An 18702-nucleotide genomic window follows, 5' to 3' on the forward strand; every position below is an offset into this window, starting at 1 on the left:
ATATTTGTATATCCCTACCGCGTCATCTCCACTAGCTGTTTCACATAGTCATTGCTAGGATGGTTCTTTACTTCTTCGGTGGTCCCGTATTGTTGTATCTTCCCTTCGTGCATGACAAGGATATGTGTGCCAAGCTTAAACGCCTCCTGCATATCATGGGTGATAAACACAATAGTACAATCCGTTTGTCTATGAATTTGTTTCAAATCTTCTTGTAGTTGATACCTTGTAATAGAGTCCACTGCTCCAAATGGTTCATCCATGAGCAATATCTTCGGCGAGTTCGCATAGGCTCTGGCGATGCCAACCCGTTGTTGTTGACCTCCAGATAATTCCTTAGGATACTTTTCCTTACTATCTAGTGGTAAGCCCACTAATGAAAGCATGCGTTCTACAATAGCATCTACCTCTTCTTTCGGTGCACCCTCTAGTCTAGGCACATACCCAATATTTTCTGCTACCGTCATATGGGGGAACAGTCCATCCCCTTGAATAGCATAGCCAATCTTTCTCCGCAAAGAAATAATATCCTGATCAATAACACGAGTTCCAAAAATAGTAATATCTCCTTCGTCGGGTACAATCAATCCATTAATCATTTTTAAGAGTGTCGTTTTCCCTGACCCAGATGTGCCTACAATACAAAGAAAGTCACCTTCATTGATTGTTAAATTGCAATCTCTCACCACCCATTTCCCTTGATAGGACTTTCCAATATCTTTATATTCTATAATTTGATTCATCTATTTCACCACCAATCCTTTAGATTGCAAAAATTCCTTTGCCACTTGTTTCGGATCTTCCTTATCAATTTCTACCCTTTTATTCAGCTGTGCCATAGTACTTTCATCTAAGATACCGTCCAAACGATGTAATACCTTTTCTAGCTCAGGATGTTTTTGTAACGTTTCCTCACGAACAACCATGCCCGCCATATAGCTTGGGTAAAAGTTTCGATCGTCCTCTAATACTACAACCCGTGGATCAGACAGTTGACCATCTGTAGTAAACACAGTCATCGCATCAATTTTCTTATCAAACAAGGCTTGATATTTTAATCCATTGTCCATATCTACTTCTTTTTTGAAGTGATAGTTATAGGCTTTAGCTAACGCTTTATAACCATCTTCACGTTCAAAGAAATCATATTCTGCACCAAATGTTAGCTGTCTTGCATACTTCGCCAAATCAGTAAATGTTCGTATACCATATTCCTTTGCTAAGTCTGCACGAATACCAATACTATAGGTATCATTAAAGCCAAACATACCTTTCCATAGGAAGTGATACTTATCCTTGTATTCCCCAGTCAACATGGAGAACTTGTCATTTTTGTACTCTTCCTTATGTTTTAACACGATTTGCCAAGATGTCCCTGTATACTCTGGATACATATCAAAGTCGCCTCGCACCATGCCAGGATGAATATTAGATGTGCCACCACCTACACCATGGGTGTACTTAACCTTCAAGTCAGTATCATCCTCAATGAGAGTACCCACGATTTCCGCCAAAATGTATCCTTCCGATACAGGTTTTGATGCAATGTGAATGGTATCGTTTTTACTATACTGTTGCATTCCCACGACACCAAAAATAATCACTAAGATAGCTCCCAATGCATAGCCTATTTTTTTATTCACTACGGTATGCATTTTGTGCTGTTCTACTAGTTTACCAATGAAGCCTAGTATGCCATCTATAACCAAGGCTAAGACAGCAATTAAAATGCCTCCAATCCAAATCAATATTTCATTATTAGTAGTTATCCCACGGTAAATGGCAACACCTAGACCCCCTGCCCCAACAAAGGAGGCAATCCCTGCTAAGGCGATGGTCATGGTCACCATATTCATAATAGCTCCGAAGATAACAGGAAATGCTAGCGGTAACTGTATTTTCCATAAAATTTGCCTATCTGTACTACCCATAGCACGGCTAGCCTCAATAATCTTTGGATCAATAGTGGTAATCCCTACATAGGTACTACGCACGATAGGTAACAACGCATAGATGGTAAGAGCAATAATAGCCGTCGTATTTCCCACACCAGTAAAAGAAATCAAAAAGCCCAACAAAGCAATTGAGGGTATGGTGTAAGCAATATTCACTACAGATATAACAGAATTAGCCAATTTTTGCTTCCGTGCAATAAATACTCCTATAGCCAACCCCAAAATCGTGGCAATGATGACTGCTGTAAAAGTAATTCCTATATGCTCTAGCAATAAATGCATATAAAATGGCCAGTTCTTCCCTAACTCTTCTAATAAATTTTGTATCATCAAATCCTCCCTTTTTACAATATGTTTTTAGATCTTTTTTCATACTAAATTACCATGAATTTAAGGTATAAAAATGTTGGAGGCTCTTTATGAAGAGTCCCCCAACATAGTACTTAATCTTTTACGATTTTATCTTTCATTTGTTTCAATGGGCGCGTTAAATCAATATTACCATAAGTCGGCAAGGTCACTCCTTTTACCTTTACATATACCTTATGTACACCATCAAATTCCACTGCTGTATTGACGATGGATGCAATGCGAAGTGTGGCTGTTAAACCTGTAGCATCCTGTAAAAAGTCATCATTCAATACCACGGTCACAATATCATCATGTTTTGATGTTTCGACTACTTTTGTGCCTTTTGCAAAGACTGGATATTCTGCACGACCATCTTGCTCAATCATCAAATTTATGGCATCTTTTACCGTTTTACGCTCTTTATCAATCGTAAGCGGTTGTGGCATTACGCCTTTCCCATCTTGTCGCGGTACATAGACCACAATTTTTGTCATCTTATCCATCGCTTTTTTATCTTCTGATGTAGTCGATTGAACGGTTGTTTGTTTTCCTAGATCTAGTTTCAAATCTTGAGAATTACACCCCGCCAAAGCAATGACACAAACGCTCATCATAGCCACTAAGCCATAGCGTAATGATTGTTTCATGAATTAACCTCCAAAATAGATTTCCAACCCTTTTGCTAATTCATTAGCAAATTGTTGTCGTGTAGATGATTCTTTTAAATGACCTTCCTCCTTAGGATTTGAAATAAATCCTAACTCTACCAATATAGATGGCATAAAGGAGTGTCGTAATACATACAGATTTCCTGGTTGAATACCACGATCACCATTAAATCCACTATGATCAGCAATCTGACCTTGTACGGAAGAAGCTAGTTTTTTCGACTGCTCAGATCCGTCAAAATAGTAGGTAGCAATCCCACCTACATTAGGATTGGAAAAAGAATTAATATGAATACTGATAAATGCATCAGCTTGATTAGCATTTGCCACATTCACACGAGCTTGTAATTCATCAACACCACTCGCATGTGGACCATACACATCTACATCTGTAGTACGAGTCAAGATAACTTTAGCACCTTTCGCTTCCAGTATAGATTTTAAATATTCTGATATAGGCAAGGTCACTTGCTTCTCTTGTAATCCGGTTGGTCCAATAGCACCTGGATCACTACCACCATGTCCAGGGTCCAACACAATAATCTTACCCTTGATGCCACCAGATGTACGATAACTTACTGATTGTGGCACTGGTTTTTCTGGGATTGTTGGTAAGACAATTGGTTTTTTAGGTCCTTCCTTGGATTCTGTTTTTGCCGGTGAGTTTGCCTTAGGTTTCTCCACCTTAGCCACTGGTTTTGGTATTTCCTTAGGTACAACAGGTTTTACCTCTGCAGATGTAGTAGCTACCACTGGTTTAGCAGCTACAGCAGATTTAGCCTCCACTACAGGCTTTTTCCCATAGTAGTTTTCTCGTGGAGCCACCCCTTTTTTCTGAATATCCACCACCATACGGTATGGCTTATTATTTACAGTGTCTTTTTTTAATGTAAATACTTTTAAATCTTCCACATCAATAGCTTTTGGTGTTTCAATTTTTACTAGCGTATCTTGTCCTTGTTGTAAAAGTGTAGCACTTTTAGCAATACCATCATCCATCATAATTGATGTAGGTGCTCCTGCTAGAGTAGCATTTTTTAGCACTAAGGTAGTCGATGTACCACTAGCACTGATAGAAGCCGTAGCATGAACAGGACTTGATAAACTAAAGACCATTCTCACAAAAGGAATTGGTGCATCATTTCTTGTCACCCAATGAAGATCTGTCACATTCGCAGCCTTCGTGACACCAAACAGAACTGGTAACACCAATACTAACATACCCAATAGGGCAAATAACTTACGCAAATATCTCACTCCAATCTGTATTGCACTGGATAGTTTTCTTTAGACAGTATCCTTATTATACCATACTTGTGAGCTATATACATGAAAAAGTAATGAAAGTTATTCTTTTTACAATTTTATCTAAAATCCAGAACTAGTATATGCTTCTGTATTTCTAGAAAAGATTCACTACATTGAGCATTTCATACAGTATATAAAAAGAAAATAAAAAAGAAACATAGGTAGGCTTTATGTATCCATCAAAACCGACTATACTACATGCCTACTTATGTTTCTTATGTTTATATATACATGTTATGTAGAGCTTTCCACTCGATCATTCATAACCTACTTGTAGCCCTCTAATGGTAAGAACCCACAAATGTCTTATGAACTTATTATTTTAGGCGACTAAGCTGTTTGTTTTCCATTACGATTCATAATGTAGTACAATACAGCACCTACTACTAAGCCACCAAGTCCCCAAAATACTTTTTCCAAAGAAGATTGTGTTATCAACCAAACACTAACTACAATAGCTAATACTGGAATCACTGGTCCCATTGGAACACGGAACGTTCTATCCATATCTGGGCGTTTGCTTCTGAACACAAGTACTGCTAAGCATGTAGGTAAGTATTGAGCAAAACGAGATACTACGGAAATAGCTGCTAATTTTTCAAAACTACCAGTCCAAGATAATACAACTGCAAATACTACAGTGACAATAATAGCTACATAAGGAGCATCTTTTTTATTACGTTTGGATACTACTTTAGGAATCAGTCCATCATCCGCCATAGCTACCCCAGAACGTGGTGCCAAGAAGGAAGATGCTACGTTAATACCACCGATAGAAATCAGTGTACCTGCTGTAACAATTGCTTTCGCCAAAGGTCCCATGAACACAAAGGCTGCATCGGCTACAGGAGTTTTAGATGTAACAAGGGAATCACCCATGATACCAATACAAATCGCTTGAATTAAGATATATACAATAGATACCAGTGTTAATACAAGAATAATTGCTTTTGGCACATTGCGTTCAGGGTTTTCCATATCTTCCGCTGCTACCGCAATAGATTCAAAACCTGTGAAAGCGTAGAAAATAATTAAAGCTGCCGCTCCAAAGCTTGCTTGCGTCATATCTGGCACGGATTGCATTGGTTGGAAGTTAACACCTTTCACATAGAAAATACCTACTAGGATGAAGAAAATTAATGGCAACAATTTACCTATAGTTACGATATTATTGATAATTTTTGAAATCTTAACACCCATGATATTCATGATACCAAGTACCACGATAATCAATGTGGCAATCACATTTTTACCCATTTCTGTACTTGCTGGTTCCCATACCGCACCAAGAGCAGTAGCAAAACCTACTGCCATAGCAGACCAAGCAATTGTTGCAATTGCCCATTTCATAAAACCAACTTCAAAACCTACGAAGTTACCAAATGCTTCCTTTGCATAGACATATGGACCGCCGTTCTTATTGAACATACCGCCCATTTCGGCAAAACATAAGGCAATGGACATCACTAGTAGAGCATCGAATACGATAACCCATAAACTGTTGACTCCTACCAACGCAGCCGCTTTACCTGGAAGCAGGAAAATTCCTGTACCAATAATTGCATTCACCCCTAAGAGTATGATACTCATGAGGCCTAACTTGTTGTTTAACATACTACTTTCTCCTTGTACTGTTGCCTTTCAAAGCTCATAGTTGTACTACTAGAATGTATATACAGACAGTATATACATATCATCACATCATATTAGAATAATGCGTGAGCAATAAAATACCCAACAACACAGCTTGTAAATACTCCGATGATACCTGGAATAATAAAGCTATGATTAATAACAAATTTACCAATTCGTGTTGTACCAGAACGGTCAAAACCAATACATGCTAAGTCAGATGGATACGTTGGCAATACAAAGTATGCATAACATGCTGGTACAAAAGATAATACAATCAATGGATCTACGCCTACACTTAAACCCATTGGTACAACAATCGCAAGAGCTGCTGCTTGAGAGTTAACCAATTTAGAAATGATAAATAATACAAGTGCATAGGTCCATGGATGCTCTACTACCACACTCGATAGAGTTGTTTTGAATTGTGGAATATAGGCACCAAAATAGGTTTCTGCCATCCAAGCTACACCGTATACCGACACAACAGCAATCATACCAGATTTGAATACAGAACCACTTGTTACATCGCTAACTTTTACTTTACATACCAACAGAATTAAAGCTGCCATCACAAGCATAGCAATTTGAATTGTTGGAGTCATGGATAATGGTTTCCATAGACCTTTTGCATTAGGAACTAATGGCAATAATTGGTTAGGGAAACTACCGAATAAAGCAATGACCAAAATACCTAGTAAGAAAATGATGGTTGCCCAATATGCTGTGCGAGGAAGTTCTTTTACAACACTAGCTTCTTTATTTTCTTCATAGATATAGGCACGTTGTTCAGGATCTTGAATACGAGCTTGGAAGTCAGGGTCATTGGCCAATTCCTTACCACGACGCATACTCCAGATTCCAGCAACAATAACGCCTACGAAGGTAGCTGGAATCGTGATAGATAAAATCGTTACCACGCTAGCTGGGAAGTTGACTGCCCCTAACATAGCTACTACAGATACAACCGCAACGGATGCTGGAGATGCACAAATCCCCATTTGAGAAGCTATGGATGCCACAGCCATTGGTCGTTCTGGACGAATCCCCTCTTTGATAGAAATGTCATAGATGATTGGGAACATCGTATACACTACGTGTCCTGTTCCGCATAACACAGTTAAGAACCATGTTGTGATTGGCGCTAAAATAGTAATCTGTTTTGGATTGCTACGAAGAAATTTTTCTGCGTATACAAGCATGACATCTAAACCTTTGGAGGCTTGTAAGAAACCAGAACACGTTACTACTGCCATAATCGTTAGCATTACGTCAATTGGTGGTTTACCGGGTACAAGACCAATTACAAATACGTAAATAGCAAGACCAATACCAGATACAGCGGCTAAACCTAAGCCACCATGCCTTACACCAACAACTAAGCAAGCCAACAATAGAATAAATCCGAATAAAATAATCATAAAATTACAAAATCCTTTCTAATAAAAAAATCACTTGCCGTATACATTATACGGCAAGTGACGTAATAAAAACAGTGTAAAACCACTTCTATAGGATATATTTTACATGAAAGTTAGTTATTAATTACATTCATTTCCACTAATTCTTCACAAACTCGGTTTGCTAAATGACGATTATGCGTAATCAGCACCAATGTCATATTGTGCTTATCTACTTCTTCTAAAATGACAGACCATAATTGCGCTTGTGTAATCGCATCTAAACTAGCGGTAATCTCATCTGCTATCAATACTTTCGTCTGTGGTGAAAGAGCACGTAAAATAGAGATACGTTGTAATTGACCACCAGATAATTCATTAGGCCAACGAGACAACCATTCTCTTTCGATGCCCATACGATCCAATAAGGACTCTGGAATATCCCAAGCTTCATCTAAACTCTTTTTGAGTTTCCATCTAGGGTTTAAGGCTTTTTCAGGATGCTGATAAATCAATTGAATCGGATTGTATCCTTGTATCTCCCGAATGTCTTGCCCATCTAAGATGACACTGCCACTTCGTTGTAGCATATACCCTGCTAAAATTTTAGCTAATGTACTTTTACCATATCCACTAGGCCCCAACAATGCTATGCGCTTACCTTGTTCGATTTGTAAAGACACATCATTCAGCACCAGTTCATCCGCATGATACCCAAAGGTGAGACTTTTAATGTCTAACATCATATCCCTCCTTTGTCATCAAAAATTGTTCAACTTCTGCTTTAGAATAGTCCCTAAACTCATTCTGTGGTAATGCATTAAATAAAGCACGTGTATACGGATGTGTTAACAATTCTGGACTTTGAAAGTTTCTTGCCTCTGTCACATCAATTAATCGGCCATCATAAAATACAGCTACGCGATCTGCCACATGAATGGCCAAATCTAAGTCATGGGTAATGAGCATACAGCTTTTTCCTTCATTCGCCATATCACGGAACATCTGTAAGGCTTGCACAGCATCTTTCATTTCCATACCAGGAGTTGGTTCGTCCGCTACAATAAACTGAGCATGACTAATCAATGCTGTCGATACTAGCACGCGCCGTGCCATACCACCAGATAGTTCAAAGGGATACATACGACTCACACCTTCACGCAATGCTAATTTCGCAAATACGGCTTCTTGTTCCGCCATATTCCCTGTTAGTCCAACAACTTGTTTTCCCACTTTCATAGTCGGATCCAAATAGGTGATCGACTGTGGTACTAGAGCCATCTCTGAACCACGATAGAGTTCTTGTTGCTTTGAAGTTAAAGTTTCTCCCTTATAAAAAATTTTTCCTTCCACAGTAGAGTTATAAGGCAATAATCCCATAATAGCGTGCGCTAATAAGCTTTTTCCTGACCCGCTGGCACCGACCACGGCTAATATTTCTCCTGTATAGACGTTCAATGAAATGTCCTTAATCCCCTGTACATGGTGTTTTGAAAGTTTCCCTTGGTACATTTCAAACGTGACTGCAAGGTTCTCTACCCGCAATAATTCTTCTTTCATGAGAACCTCCTATCGCTGTGAATGTGCAGGGTCGAATAACTCTTTTAAAGCTTCTCCCAATCGATCAAAGAAAAATACCACAACCATTAATGTCATACCAGGGAAAAAGGCCAACCACCATAATCCTAAAGAGATATGACGAATCGATTCAGACAATATGATACCAATAGCTGGTAAGTCTAATGGTAACCCATAGCCTAAAAAGGTAATGCCAGCTTCATGCAAGATAGCATGAGGAAACAATAACACAAGACCAATGATATATTGTGGTAAAACATGTGGCACAAAATGCTCTTTGGCAATACGGAAATAGGAATGACCATAATTACGCGCTGCCAACACATATGGTTCTTTACGAAGTTGCATGACCTCTGCCCGTATCAATCGTGTTAAGCGAGCCCAATGTGTCGCCACCACACCGATGACAACACCTTTCATTCCTCCCCCTAAGGACACAGAAATCATGAGGATTAGCAAAATATGCGGAACCCCCATACATAAATCAACAAGCCACAAGATAAAGGCATCTACTTTTCCACCAAAGGTAGCAGATAAAGTTCCTAGCACCAATGCTATACAAGAACTGACAAAAGCAGCCAATAATCCTACTTGAATACTAATCGATAGACCTTTGATACAACGATATAGCATATCTCTTCCCATATGGTCAGTACCAAATATATATTGCAAGGACGGCTCTGCGTATTTATTGCCATAATTGATTGCATAACTTTCTTCTGGCATAAGTGCCCCTGCAATGGTAATCAATACAAGGACAACAGATACAAAAGATGCTAACAGTAACATTTTTTTACGTCTTGTCCAAGAATGAACAGTCGATACTTCTATTACATCGTCATTCATATCTCATGTCCCCCTTTCCTAATTTCTGGATTCACCACTGCATACAATATATTAGCAATTAAATTGCCAACAAATACAAAAATGGCACTAAAAAATGAAATACCTAATAATAAAGGAACATCGCCTCGCAGGCCTGCCAGTGTCACCGCACTACCCAAACCAGGATAGGAGAATACGACTTCTGTTAAAATGGCACCTCCGAATAATTCGGCAAAGGATGCAAAATGTAGTGTAATCGCTGGAATCATTACATTCCTCAACCCATGTCGTAACACACGTTGCCACAGCGTTTCCCCTCTAGCTTCTGCAAATAACATATAATTAGTGCCTAAACAATCGATCATCTTTTGTCTCGTATGTAGAGTGATAGCAGATACACCCGTAACCGCTAAAGTTAATGCGGGTAAGACCACATGGTATAATCGCTCTGCCCATGTGACATCTGCCCCGATTTTACCAATGGGAGTGGATAAGGCAAAGGGAAACCATTGTAATTCCACTGCAAAAATAAATAGCACCACAATGCCTAACCAAAAGGTTGGTATAGATACGCACAACAAGGAAAACCCATTGATGATTTTATCAATCCATGTTCCCTCGTATACGCCACTGACGATACCAAAGAAAAACCCTACCAATCCAGCTAGTACCCATGAAAGCATCATTAACAAAAGAGTTTCTTGGAACTTCTCAGCAATGACATTAATAACAGGTTCATTGTAAAGGAAGGAAACTCCCCAATTACCTTGTAACAAGTCTGCTGCCCAAATACAGTATCGTTCTACTGGTGGCTTATCAAATTGCCAGAAAGCAGCCATAGCCGCTTTTTGCTCCTCCGTCACAGATAATCCCGAAAAGTACGCATCAATTGGATCAATCGGAGAAATAACTAAGAGCAAAAAGCTAACTACGCTGACAGCAAATATCAAAAGTACCACACGAATAAGTTGTTGTCTAATAAAAGACCAAATTTGCTGATTCATATGTAATCCTTACTATACTATTTCCATTGCCATTGAGAAAGATTTGCTATAATACCCATGCCTTGTCCACGTTGATTAACGCCTACATTACCTAGGTCTAGACCATCACGAACTAAATATGGAACGGATACATTGGCAATCCATAAATATGGTACATCTTCTTTTATACCTGTTTTTCCATCCCATTGAGCCAACTTAAATTCTTTAATCGCTTCATCCCAGCTGTTAGCTGCCAATGCCGCATCAATATGAGCATCTACTGTTGGATTGCTATACATAGCTGGGTTATTAATTACGTTTTTACCAATTTGGGAACTATGGAAATACATGTAAAGAGACAATGGATTAAAGTCACTAGAATTCCAAATTGTAGGTACATTACGAGCAATTTTACGAGCATCAGACCATGCCATAGATTCCGCAATCATATTGATGCCCAATTTTTTTGCATCCGCTGCTAGCGCTACTGCTGTATTATAACGTTGTAAATCGTTGGAACGACCGGAAATTTTAAATTCAGCTTTTACGCCATTTTTTTCACGAATTCCATCACCATCTGTGTCTTTCCATCCAGCATCTTCAAGAATTTTTTTCGCTTCTTCTACACGATTATCTGTGATATTTAATTCTGGATTAACCCATGCTAGCTCTTTGGAATACATGTATGTTGGTTCACCAAATCCATTCAATGCATTTTTGATAATTTCTGCACGATTAATACCAATATTTAAAGCTTTACGAATGGCTGGATCAGACGTAATATTATTACCTACTTTCATACCATTTTCTTCACGTTCTGGTTGTGTTGGAAGATTCAATGTAAAAGAAGCTATAGTTTGCATCGTAAATACTTTCATATTATCTACTTTTGCATTCGCATAGTCAGAGTTCAAGAATAAAACATCCACTTGACCAGATTTAGCCGCTGCTACTGCAGCATCTTCAGCAATATTTAAAACTGTCACTTTTTTTAATTTTGGTTTTTCACCATAATAATATTCATTCGGTTCCATAATTAACTGTTGCTCTTTTTGGAATGCCACTACTTTCCATGGACCAGAACCAATTGGTTGTGAACCGTAAGTTTCTTTATTATACGCATGGGCTGGTACAATCCCCAATGTAGAAGTTATTTCAAGAAATGGAGACCAAGGTTTTTTCAATGTAAATTCTACCGTATAGTCATCTTTTGCCACGACTGATTCCATGAAAGTAAGATCTACATAGCCACCTGCCTTTTGTGCTGTTTCATAAGTAAATACAATATCTTTAGCTGTTAGTGGTTGACCATCAGAGAACTTAACATCATCACGAATTTTAAATGTATAATGCAAGCCATCTGGAGATATGGTTACATCTTTCGCTAAATCCATTTCCAGTTCTTTTTTATCATTTCTTGTATATAACGCAGAGTGGAATGGATCCGCAGCCCACATACCCCATCCACTAGTAGGGTCATAACCACCATTAATCATATATTTCCCCATGGAAATAACAATTTCTCCCTTGGCTGCACGATCAGCTCTCGCCTGATCTGTATTGCCACCGCAACCAGCAATCATTAAAAATGCCATAATCGTGGTTACAAGCATAAATAATCTTTTTAACATAACGTACGCCCTTTCAAAAATAAAATATTTATACCCTAAACTTAAAACCTATATCCTCCTTTCGAATAAAACATAATGATTAAACGGATATATAATTAATCATCTTTATAAAAAATCCATAGTGCACCTATCGTATAAAAAAGATACCCTCTTCTTATATAAATTAGGTAACCACTATTGATTACAAACATCATAAAACAACTTTAGATATATTCTAAAAGACTTTATGAATTAAAACTTTCTAATATCTTATCAGTTCTTTCACCTATATGTAGTTATCTTTAATCTTACAATACACGATCGTCATTCGTCAAATGACTTTTGGTTATACGTGAGAAATAAATATATTCTCAAATTAAAAGAAACATAAGTAGTATAAAAGACCATCTATAAATATATATACACGCATCCATATACTAACTTATGTTTCTTCTCTACTTGATTGACATATTACTACTTTTTCTTTCCAAAGAAAAAGGATACTACAGCAATCACGATAATTGCACCTAATACAGATGGGATTAAAGCCATCCCAGCTAAACTCGGACCCCAAGTACCAAAAATTGCTTGTCCCACAGAAGAACCTATTAAGCCTGCAATAATTCTAGTAATAATACCCATAGATCCAGCTTTTTTAGTAATTTTACCTGCAATAAATCCAATCAATCCACCAATAATACATGACCAAATCATACTACCCCTCCTTTATAAAATGTATATATTTATATGAAAGCACTATACTTAGTAGCTTCTGTAATAAAGATCTCAATTGTATTCTACATCAACTGTGATGATTAATCAAATTCGCTTCCCTCGAACTCTTGGACATCCCTGACATGGGCCGATCTAATACTTACTGCATCACTTAGCTCCTTGTCAGCAGCACCACAGCTTCTGTATGATACGTCTGCGGGAACATATCTACTGGTTGAACTTTCACCAATTGGTAGCCCTGTTTTGTCAGTATTTCTATATCTCGTGCCATGGAGGATGGGTTACAAGACACGTACACTATCCGTTCTGGCCCCATCCCAACAGCAGCATGTAATACATCTTCTTTGCAGCCTGCACGGATGGGATCGAATACAATCACATCTGGCTTAATGCCTTGTTTATACAACTTAGGCATTTCCACCGCTGCATCGCCTACGATAAATTCTGTATTATCGTATCCATTTCGTTCTGCATTCTTTTTCGCATCTTTGATGGCAGGCTCAACGATTTCAATTCCAATGACATGTTTTGCTTTGTGAGCCAAGAACAAAGAAATAGTTCCTGTTCCACAATACGCATCTATCACCGTTTCACGGCCTTTCAAGTCCGCAAATTCCAAAGCTGTATCATAGAGTACCGTGGTTTGTTCTGGATTCACTTGAAAGAAGGAATGCGGTGACAACTGAAAGGATAAATCTTTAATATAATCCGTAATTTGGTCTTTTCCATAAATGGTACGATTCGTAGGTCCTAAGATCACATTCGTTTGTTTCGGATTGTGATTCACTACGATGGATGTCACTTGTGGTAAAGCCTGTACAATCTGATTCACTAATTCTTGCTCCTGCGGAATACTAGCTGTACGGCTTACGAGAATAACCATCCATTCGTCTTTGCCAATCCGCCCTATAACATGACGAATCACACCTCTTTCGGTATGCTCATCATAAGGCTCGATACCTAATTCATTCATAGCCTCGTAGCAAACTTTACGAATCTCATCATTGCCTACATCTTGAATAGGGCAATGTTCATGGTTAATGATGCTATGGGATCCCTTTTGGTAAAATCCCATACGAATTTTATCTACGGTTCCACCTACAGGCATTTGCATCTTATTCCGATATCTCCATGGTTCTTCTGGCCCTATGCAAGGTAATACTAACTCTGGGTCACATTTAGCAATCCGTTCGATAACGGCTTTCACAGATTCTGTTTTTAGTCGTAATTGTTCTGTATAGGACGCATGTTGTAATTGGCAGCCCCCACAATTGCCATATACCTCACATTGCGGGTCCACTCGCTCTGCAGATGGTGTGAGCACCTCTACAATATCTCCTACAGCATAATTCTTTTTGACTATAGTAATCTTCACTTGCACCGCTTCATTCGGTAAAGCATAGGGCACAAATACTGTAAACCCTTCGTATCTGCCTACCCCTTCGCCACTACTGCCGGTGCCGCGAATCTCTATCGTATATGTATGTCCAACGCACACCGGTGCTTTCTGTTGTTTCTTCTTCTCACTCATCTATATATCCTTATACACAATGTAATCGTTTGTATCAATGTATTTCCTTTTATTATATCATTTTTTATGTCTTCTTAATACGGATTCTAACATCATCGTTAGTAAAAGCAACTCATTTTGCCCTATAACCTGATCTTCTCAAAAAAGAAAAAGCATACAGCCTCCATCATGGAAACTGTATGCCTATGTATCACACTTCTTTTTCAAAACTAGTATGTCTTATGTTCTAGTGTATTGAGCTGTTACTTTCACCAATACCAGTTTATTTCACTAAACGATTGCGAATGATCGCTGCTCCTAATACCAATACGACACATCCAACATGGAATGGTAAACTATATGGTTCAATATATGGTGCTGCCATTGGATCATGTTGAATCATGCTAGCAGAGACCCATCCTAGGATACCACCACCTGCGTATAGAATAACAGGGAATTTATCAATCAGTTTTACAAAGATAGTACTGCCCCAAACAATAATTGGCACTGTTACTAACATACCAGCTACTACTAGCCCAAAATGACCTTCTGCTGCTGCCACAACGCCTAGCACATTATCGATGCCCATCACACCATCAGCAATGATAATCGTAGCAATAGCGCCCCAGATATTATCTTTTGCCTCAATATTGTGTTCATTATCGCCATCTTTCAATAAGGAATAGCCAATCCAAAGCAACATAATCCCACCAACAATGCGTAATGCAGGAATATTATCTAAAGCTTCAATAAACAAAATGGCCATCACTAGACGCAAAACAATTGCCCCTGCTGTGCCCCAGAAAATAGCACGTTTACGCAAATGTTCCGGCAAGTTTTTAGCTGCCATACCAATAACGATAGCATTATCGCCAGCCAATAATATATCAATAATAATAATTTGTAAAATTGCTAATAACCCTTGTGTTGATGTAATATCCACCATATCCTCCTATATTTACTACTTAGAATACATTTTATTATAGCATAGGGAACCCATAAAACAAAGGATAGCCAATTCTCTGAATCAGCTATCCTCTATATTAGTAACAACTAAATTACTCTAGTTCCTACCTCTTTATTTTTGTGTAATAACACGTTTGCAATTAGATGTTCTTTCTGTTTTACAACAAATCAATGACTTCTCTAATCTAAAATATATACTTTTACTGTTCGACGACCAAATTGGATGGCCTCATTATAGCTATCCATAGCCAAATCAATGCGATGACCTATAATAGCACCACCTGTATCATCCGCTACAGCATAACCATATCCTTCCACATACACTTCTGTTCCTAATGGAATTACATTAGGATCTACCGAAACATACCCACGGCGAAGTGCGTTGCCTCTAGCTGTATGTGTACCAGATTCATAACTTGAATAGGCACTAGCTTCCATTTCTAATGTTTTTTTATAGCTTGTTGGTTTGCCTCGTTTGATAGATAATTTTGACCATGTAGCACTATCAACAGTTCCTGTCACTGGTAATCCATAATGACGCTGGAAACGAATCAAAGCTTCTTTAGTTCCATCCCCAAAGACACCATCAACAGCTCCAGGAGAAAATCCACTATCTACTAATTTAAGTTGTACTTCTTCTATGTTGCGACCACGATCACCAAACCGTGATACTTCTACACTACGGGTATTTCGAGATGCTTGTTGCCCCTCAAAGTGTTTTTGATTCTCTAGTAAAGCACGTATTGTTTCTTTACCTACTCTACCGTCTGGAGTTAACCCGTGTTCTTTCTGAAAGACGAGTACTGCGTATTCTGTATTATTCCCAAACACACCATCTGCTGTATCAAGCAAATAGCCTTGGGCTACTAACAACGCTTGTAACTCTTCTACCTCTTTTCCGCGATCACCACGTCCTGATGTTGCCAAAGCTGTCACCATGGTACATACCAACAGGAGAATCGCTAGGAGAGTTATTTTTTTCACGATGTTCACCTCATATCTAAATGCTTATACATTTTACCATTTTTTGGGACATACGTCAAAAAAACAGGGCTTTTTTAACACTTTAACACCACTTAGTACCTATTTTTATCACATTTTTCCCACATATAGTATAAATCACTCCCCATAGGAAATACCACCTACTATATATGTACACTAAAAATGTTAGTTTTCCTCAATTTCTATAGTAAATATGCATAAAAATGGAGTTGCTATACTAAATTGGTATAATAGATCATTTCAATATGATGTGATACAAAAATTTTACATATTAAAATAATCATAATAAATAATATTTTAAAATTGAAGAAGTTAGAATTATATCTTGAAAAATAATTATAACAAAAAAGCTCACTAAAATGACTAATCATCATTCAAATGAGCTTTTCACAATACATCTTTAAAATGAGATTATTTAAAATGCCGTAATGGTTGCAAGCAATCCAAAGATAATTCCCGGCAAGTTTGCTACTGCCAAAGGATAGTCCTTTTTTTCTTTTAAAAGTCCGTAACTTGCCCATATGATACAGTTAATCGTCGCTGCCAAGGGCTGCAGAAAAAATGTTTTATTCCCATCCAAGTTTCCCATGATTTGCGGAACATAAGACACATACATCATTACTGAAAGGAATGTTCCAAGCCATCCTAACATTTTTAAATTTTTTTCACTCATTCTATTATCTTCCCTCTTATAAGATCAATTAACTTAAATATTTTAGTAGTATATCACAAAATGTTAGGAAATCAATACTTAAATTTAAGTTTTTATATAATATCTATGAAGTAGTCAAACATTTGTGACACAACCCTAAACTTTCTGGTATGGAATCTCTCCCCATCAATCTTATGACTTCGCTCTATCTTTCCATTTTGCCACGGTGAAAATAAACCTAATAAAACCGTAGTAAAAGTGTCCTTTTACTACGGTTTTAATATAGAGTCAACAGGAACTATTTGCTACTATTGCCACTATTGTGGACCTTCTCCAGCAATAATACGCTCTGCCTCTACGTTAGATAAATCATAATGCATAAAGTTTTTATAGAAATCTTGTGTTTCTTTCACTAGGTTAATATCCGCAAATAATTGTGGTTGGATGATTTGACCTGCCCATAAGATTTGTAATGCTGATTCAGCACTATATCGATCCCATTTAAATGTTCCTACAGGATTACTATATACACGACCCATTTGAACCGCTTTAATGCCACTCCATTGTGGATCATTCATAATTTTTTCAATAGCTGCTTTAGAGTTCACATCACCCACTATAATAATATCTGGGTTCGCTTTGATGATTTCTTCCATGGTTAGTGTAAGCCCACGACCTTTTTGTTCGATCGCATTAATACCCCCAGCATAGTGAATCCATTCATCAATAATTGTTTTAGTACCATCTACTTTTAGTAAATTTTCACCTGTCGCAATATGCATCACTCTTGGACGTTCCGCATCAGTTAAAGCTTTCGTTTTTTCTTCTGCTAAAGCGATATTTTTATCTAAATACGCATTGTAACTCTTAGCAATCTCTACCGCATTGCCACCAAGAATATCGGCAGTCATGGATACTACATTGCGAAGTCCTTTATAATCAGTAAACTCCATATGCACTGCTGTAAAGCCACCTTGACGGACTTGTTCTGCTTGTTTTTTACTATTTACAATAATCACTTGTGGTGATACTTTTTGTAGTTCTTCTAATTGTAAATCAAAGCCAAAACGATCTGGTGCAGCAATATTTTTAATATTTGGATAAATATGTGAGAACCAAGGTAATGTTTGTACATATTGTGTAGTAGCAACTAACTTATCTGCTCCACCTAGCATCAACATAACTTGATTATTCGCTGGCCATAAGTCAGCAATCCGCTCCACATGTGTTGGTAATTGAACTTGGGTGCCACCAATATCGGTGATAGTATGTACTTCTTGCGTTGCTCCTTTTGATGCATTTTCTGTACCACAACCGGCTAACAAGCCAATGGAAATCAACAATGCAAAGAGCATAGTAATAATTCGTTTCATAACGTCTCCTAACTAGCTTCCATACACAAACTAACTACTTCAAAATCACGTGTCTATACATTTAATTTGCAGGACTTTCACCATGAATAATACGTTCTGCCTCTATGGTAGATAAATCATAATACATAAAGTTTTTATAGAAATCTTGTGTTTC

The 18702-nt window shown here is 37.9% G+C and carries 17 protein-coding genes; all 17 read right to left on the reverse strand.

Going from position 1 to position 18702, the window contains the following annotated elements:
- Positions 1 to 14: 14 nt before the first annotated feature.
- The 17 genes from HMPREF3032_RS06195 to HMPREF3032_RS06275 all read right to left on the reverse strand — a co-directional run bounded on the left by HMPREF3032_RS06195 (position 15) and on the right by HMPREF3032_RS06275 (position 18548).
- Positions 15 to 743: an ATP-binding cassette domain-containing protein gene (locus tag HMPREF3032_RS06195; protein WP_156439350.1), complete on the reverse strand. Its 729-nt coding sequence runs from the start codon at positions 741 to 743 to the stop codon at positions 15 to 17.
- Complete coding sequence (locus HMPREF3032_RS06200) at positions 744 to 2285, reverse strand: ABC transporter permease/substrate-binding protein (protein ID WP_062403114.1); 1542 nt, start codon at positions 2283 to 2285, stop codon at positions 744 to 746. It abuts the gene before it with no gap.
- Between the two features lie 113 nt (positions 2286 to 2398).
- The gene (locus HMPREF3032_RS06205; protein ID WP_062403117.1) at positions 2399 to 2953 is read right to left on the reverse strand and encodes a GerMN domain-containing protein; all 555 of its coding nucleotides are present in this window, start codon (positions 2951 to 2953) and stop codon (positions 2399 to 2401) included.
- Positions 2954 to 2956: 3 nt separating this feature from the next.
- The gene (locus HMPREF3032_RS06210) at positions 2957 to 4222 is read right to left on the reverse strand and encodes an N-acetylmuramoyl-L-alanine amidase family protein (protein WP_062403120.1); all 1266 of its coding nucleotides are present in this window, start codon (positions 4220 to 4222) and stop codon (positions 2957 to 2959) included.
- A gap of 390 nt (positions 4223 to 4612) precedes the next feature.
- Complete coding sequence (locus HMPREF3032_RS06215) at positions 4613 to 5896, reverse strand: APC family permease (protein WP_062403123.1); 1284 nt, start codon at positions 5894 to 5896, stop codon at positions 4613 to 4615.
- Between the two features lie 92 nt (positions 5897 to 5988).
- Entirely contained in the window at positions 5989 to 7335 is a 1347-nt protein-coding gene (locus HMPREF3032_RS06220; protein WP_082717808.1) for an anaerobic C4-dicarboxylate transporter, read from the reverse strand.
- Positions 7336 to 7448: 113 nt separating this feature from the next.
- On the reverse strand, positions 7449 to 8057 hold the full coding sequence (locus HMPREF3032_RS06225) for an ABC transporter ATP-binding protein (protein WP_062403126.1): 609 nt from the start codon (positions 8055 to 8057) through the stop codon (positions 7449 to 7451).
- On the reverse strand, positions 8044 to 8874 hold the full coding sequence (locus HMPREF3032_RS06230) for an ATP-binding cassette domain-containing protein (RefSeq protein WP_009354061.1): 831 nt from the start codon (positions 8872 to 8874) through the stop codon (positions 8044 to 8046). Before HMPREF3032_RS06230 ends, HMPREF3032_RS06225 begins: the two co-directional genes overlap by 14 nt.
- A 9-nt stretch (positions 8875 to 8883) precedes the next feature.
- Positions 8884 to 9738: an ABC transporter permease gene (locus HMPREF3032_RS06235; protein ID WP_009354053.1), complete on the reverse strand. Its 855-nt coding sequence runs from the start codon at positions 9736 to 9738 to the stop codon at positions 8884 to 8886.
- Positions 9735 to 10721 (reverse strand): ABC transporter permease, encoded by a 987-nt coding sequence (locus HMPREF3032_RS06240; RefSeq protein WP_009354062.1) that lies wholly within the window; start codon positions 10719 to 10721, stop codon positions 9735 to 9737. Before HMPREF3032_RS06240 ends, HMPREF3032_RS06235 begins: the two co-directional genes overlap by 4 nt.
- A gap of 17 nt (positions 10722 to 10738) precedes the next feature.
- On the reverse strand, positions 10739 to 12331 hold the full coding sequence (locus HMPREF3032_RS06245; RefSeq protein ID WP_038145150.1) for an ABC transporter substrate-binding protein: 1593 nt from the start codon (positions 12329 to 12331) through the stop codon (positions 10739 to 10741).
- A 453-nt stretch (positions 12332 to 12784) separates the two neighbouring features.
- Positions 12785 to 13024, reverse strand: a complete 240-nt coding sequence (locus HMPREF3032_RS06250) for a GlsB/YeaQ/YmgE family stress response membrane protein (RefSeq protein ID WP_062403130.1) — start codon at positions 13022 to 13024, stop codon at positions 12785 to 12787.
- Between the two features lie 172 nt (positions 13025 to 13196).
- Positions 13197 to 14576 carry a 23S rRNA (uracil(1939)-C(5))-methyltransferase RlmD gene (gene rlmD, locus HMPREF3032_RS06255; protein ID WP_062403133.1) on the reverse strand — a complete coding sequence of 460 codons (1380 nt, stop codon included), beginning with the start codon at positions 14574 to 14576 and terminating at the stop codon, positions 13197 to 13199.
- Positions 14577 to 14838: 262 nt separating this feature from the next.
- A complete protein-coding gene (locus tag HMPREF3032_RS06260) occupies positions 14839 to 15498 on the reverse strand; it encodes a TerC family protein (RefSeq protein ID WP_082717820.1) in 660 nt (219 codons plus the stop codon).
- 203 nt (positions 15499 to 15701) lie between these two features.
- Positions 15702 to 16505 (reverse strand): peptidoglycan-binding protein, encoded by an 804-nt coding sequence (locus HMPREF3032_RS06265; protein WP_304437691.1) that lies wholly within the window; start codon positions 16503 to 16505, stop codon positions 15702 to 15704.
- Between the two features lie 433 nt (positions 16506 to 16938).
- Positions 16939 to 17196 (reverse strand): SemiSWEET family transporter, encoded by a 258-nt coding sequence (locus HMPREF3032_RS06270; RefSeq protein ID WP_062403139.1) that lies wholly within the window; start codon positions 17194 to 17196, stop codon positions 16939 to 16941.
- A 296-nt stretch (positions 17197 to 17492) separates the two neighbouring features.
- On the reverse strand, positions 17493 to 18548 hold the full coding sequence (locus HMPREF3032_RS06275; RefSeq protein ID WP_177428927.1) for an ABC transporter substrate-binding protein: 1056 nt from the start codon (positions 18546 to 18548) through the stop codon (positions 17493 to 17495).
- Between the last annotated feature and the right edge of the window lie 154 nt (positions 18549 to 18702).

Origin of the sequence: Veillonella sp. DNF00869 (assembly GCF_001553345.1) — a bacterium.
In the GTDB taxonomy this organism is placed as follows: Bacteria; Bacillota; Negativicutes; order Veillonellales; family Veillonellaceae; genus F0422.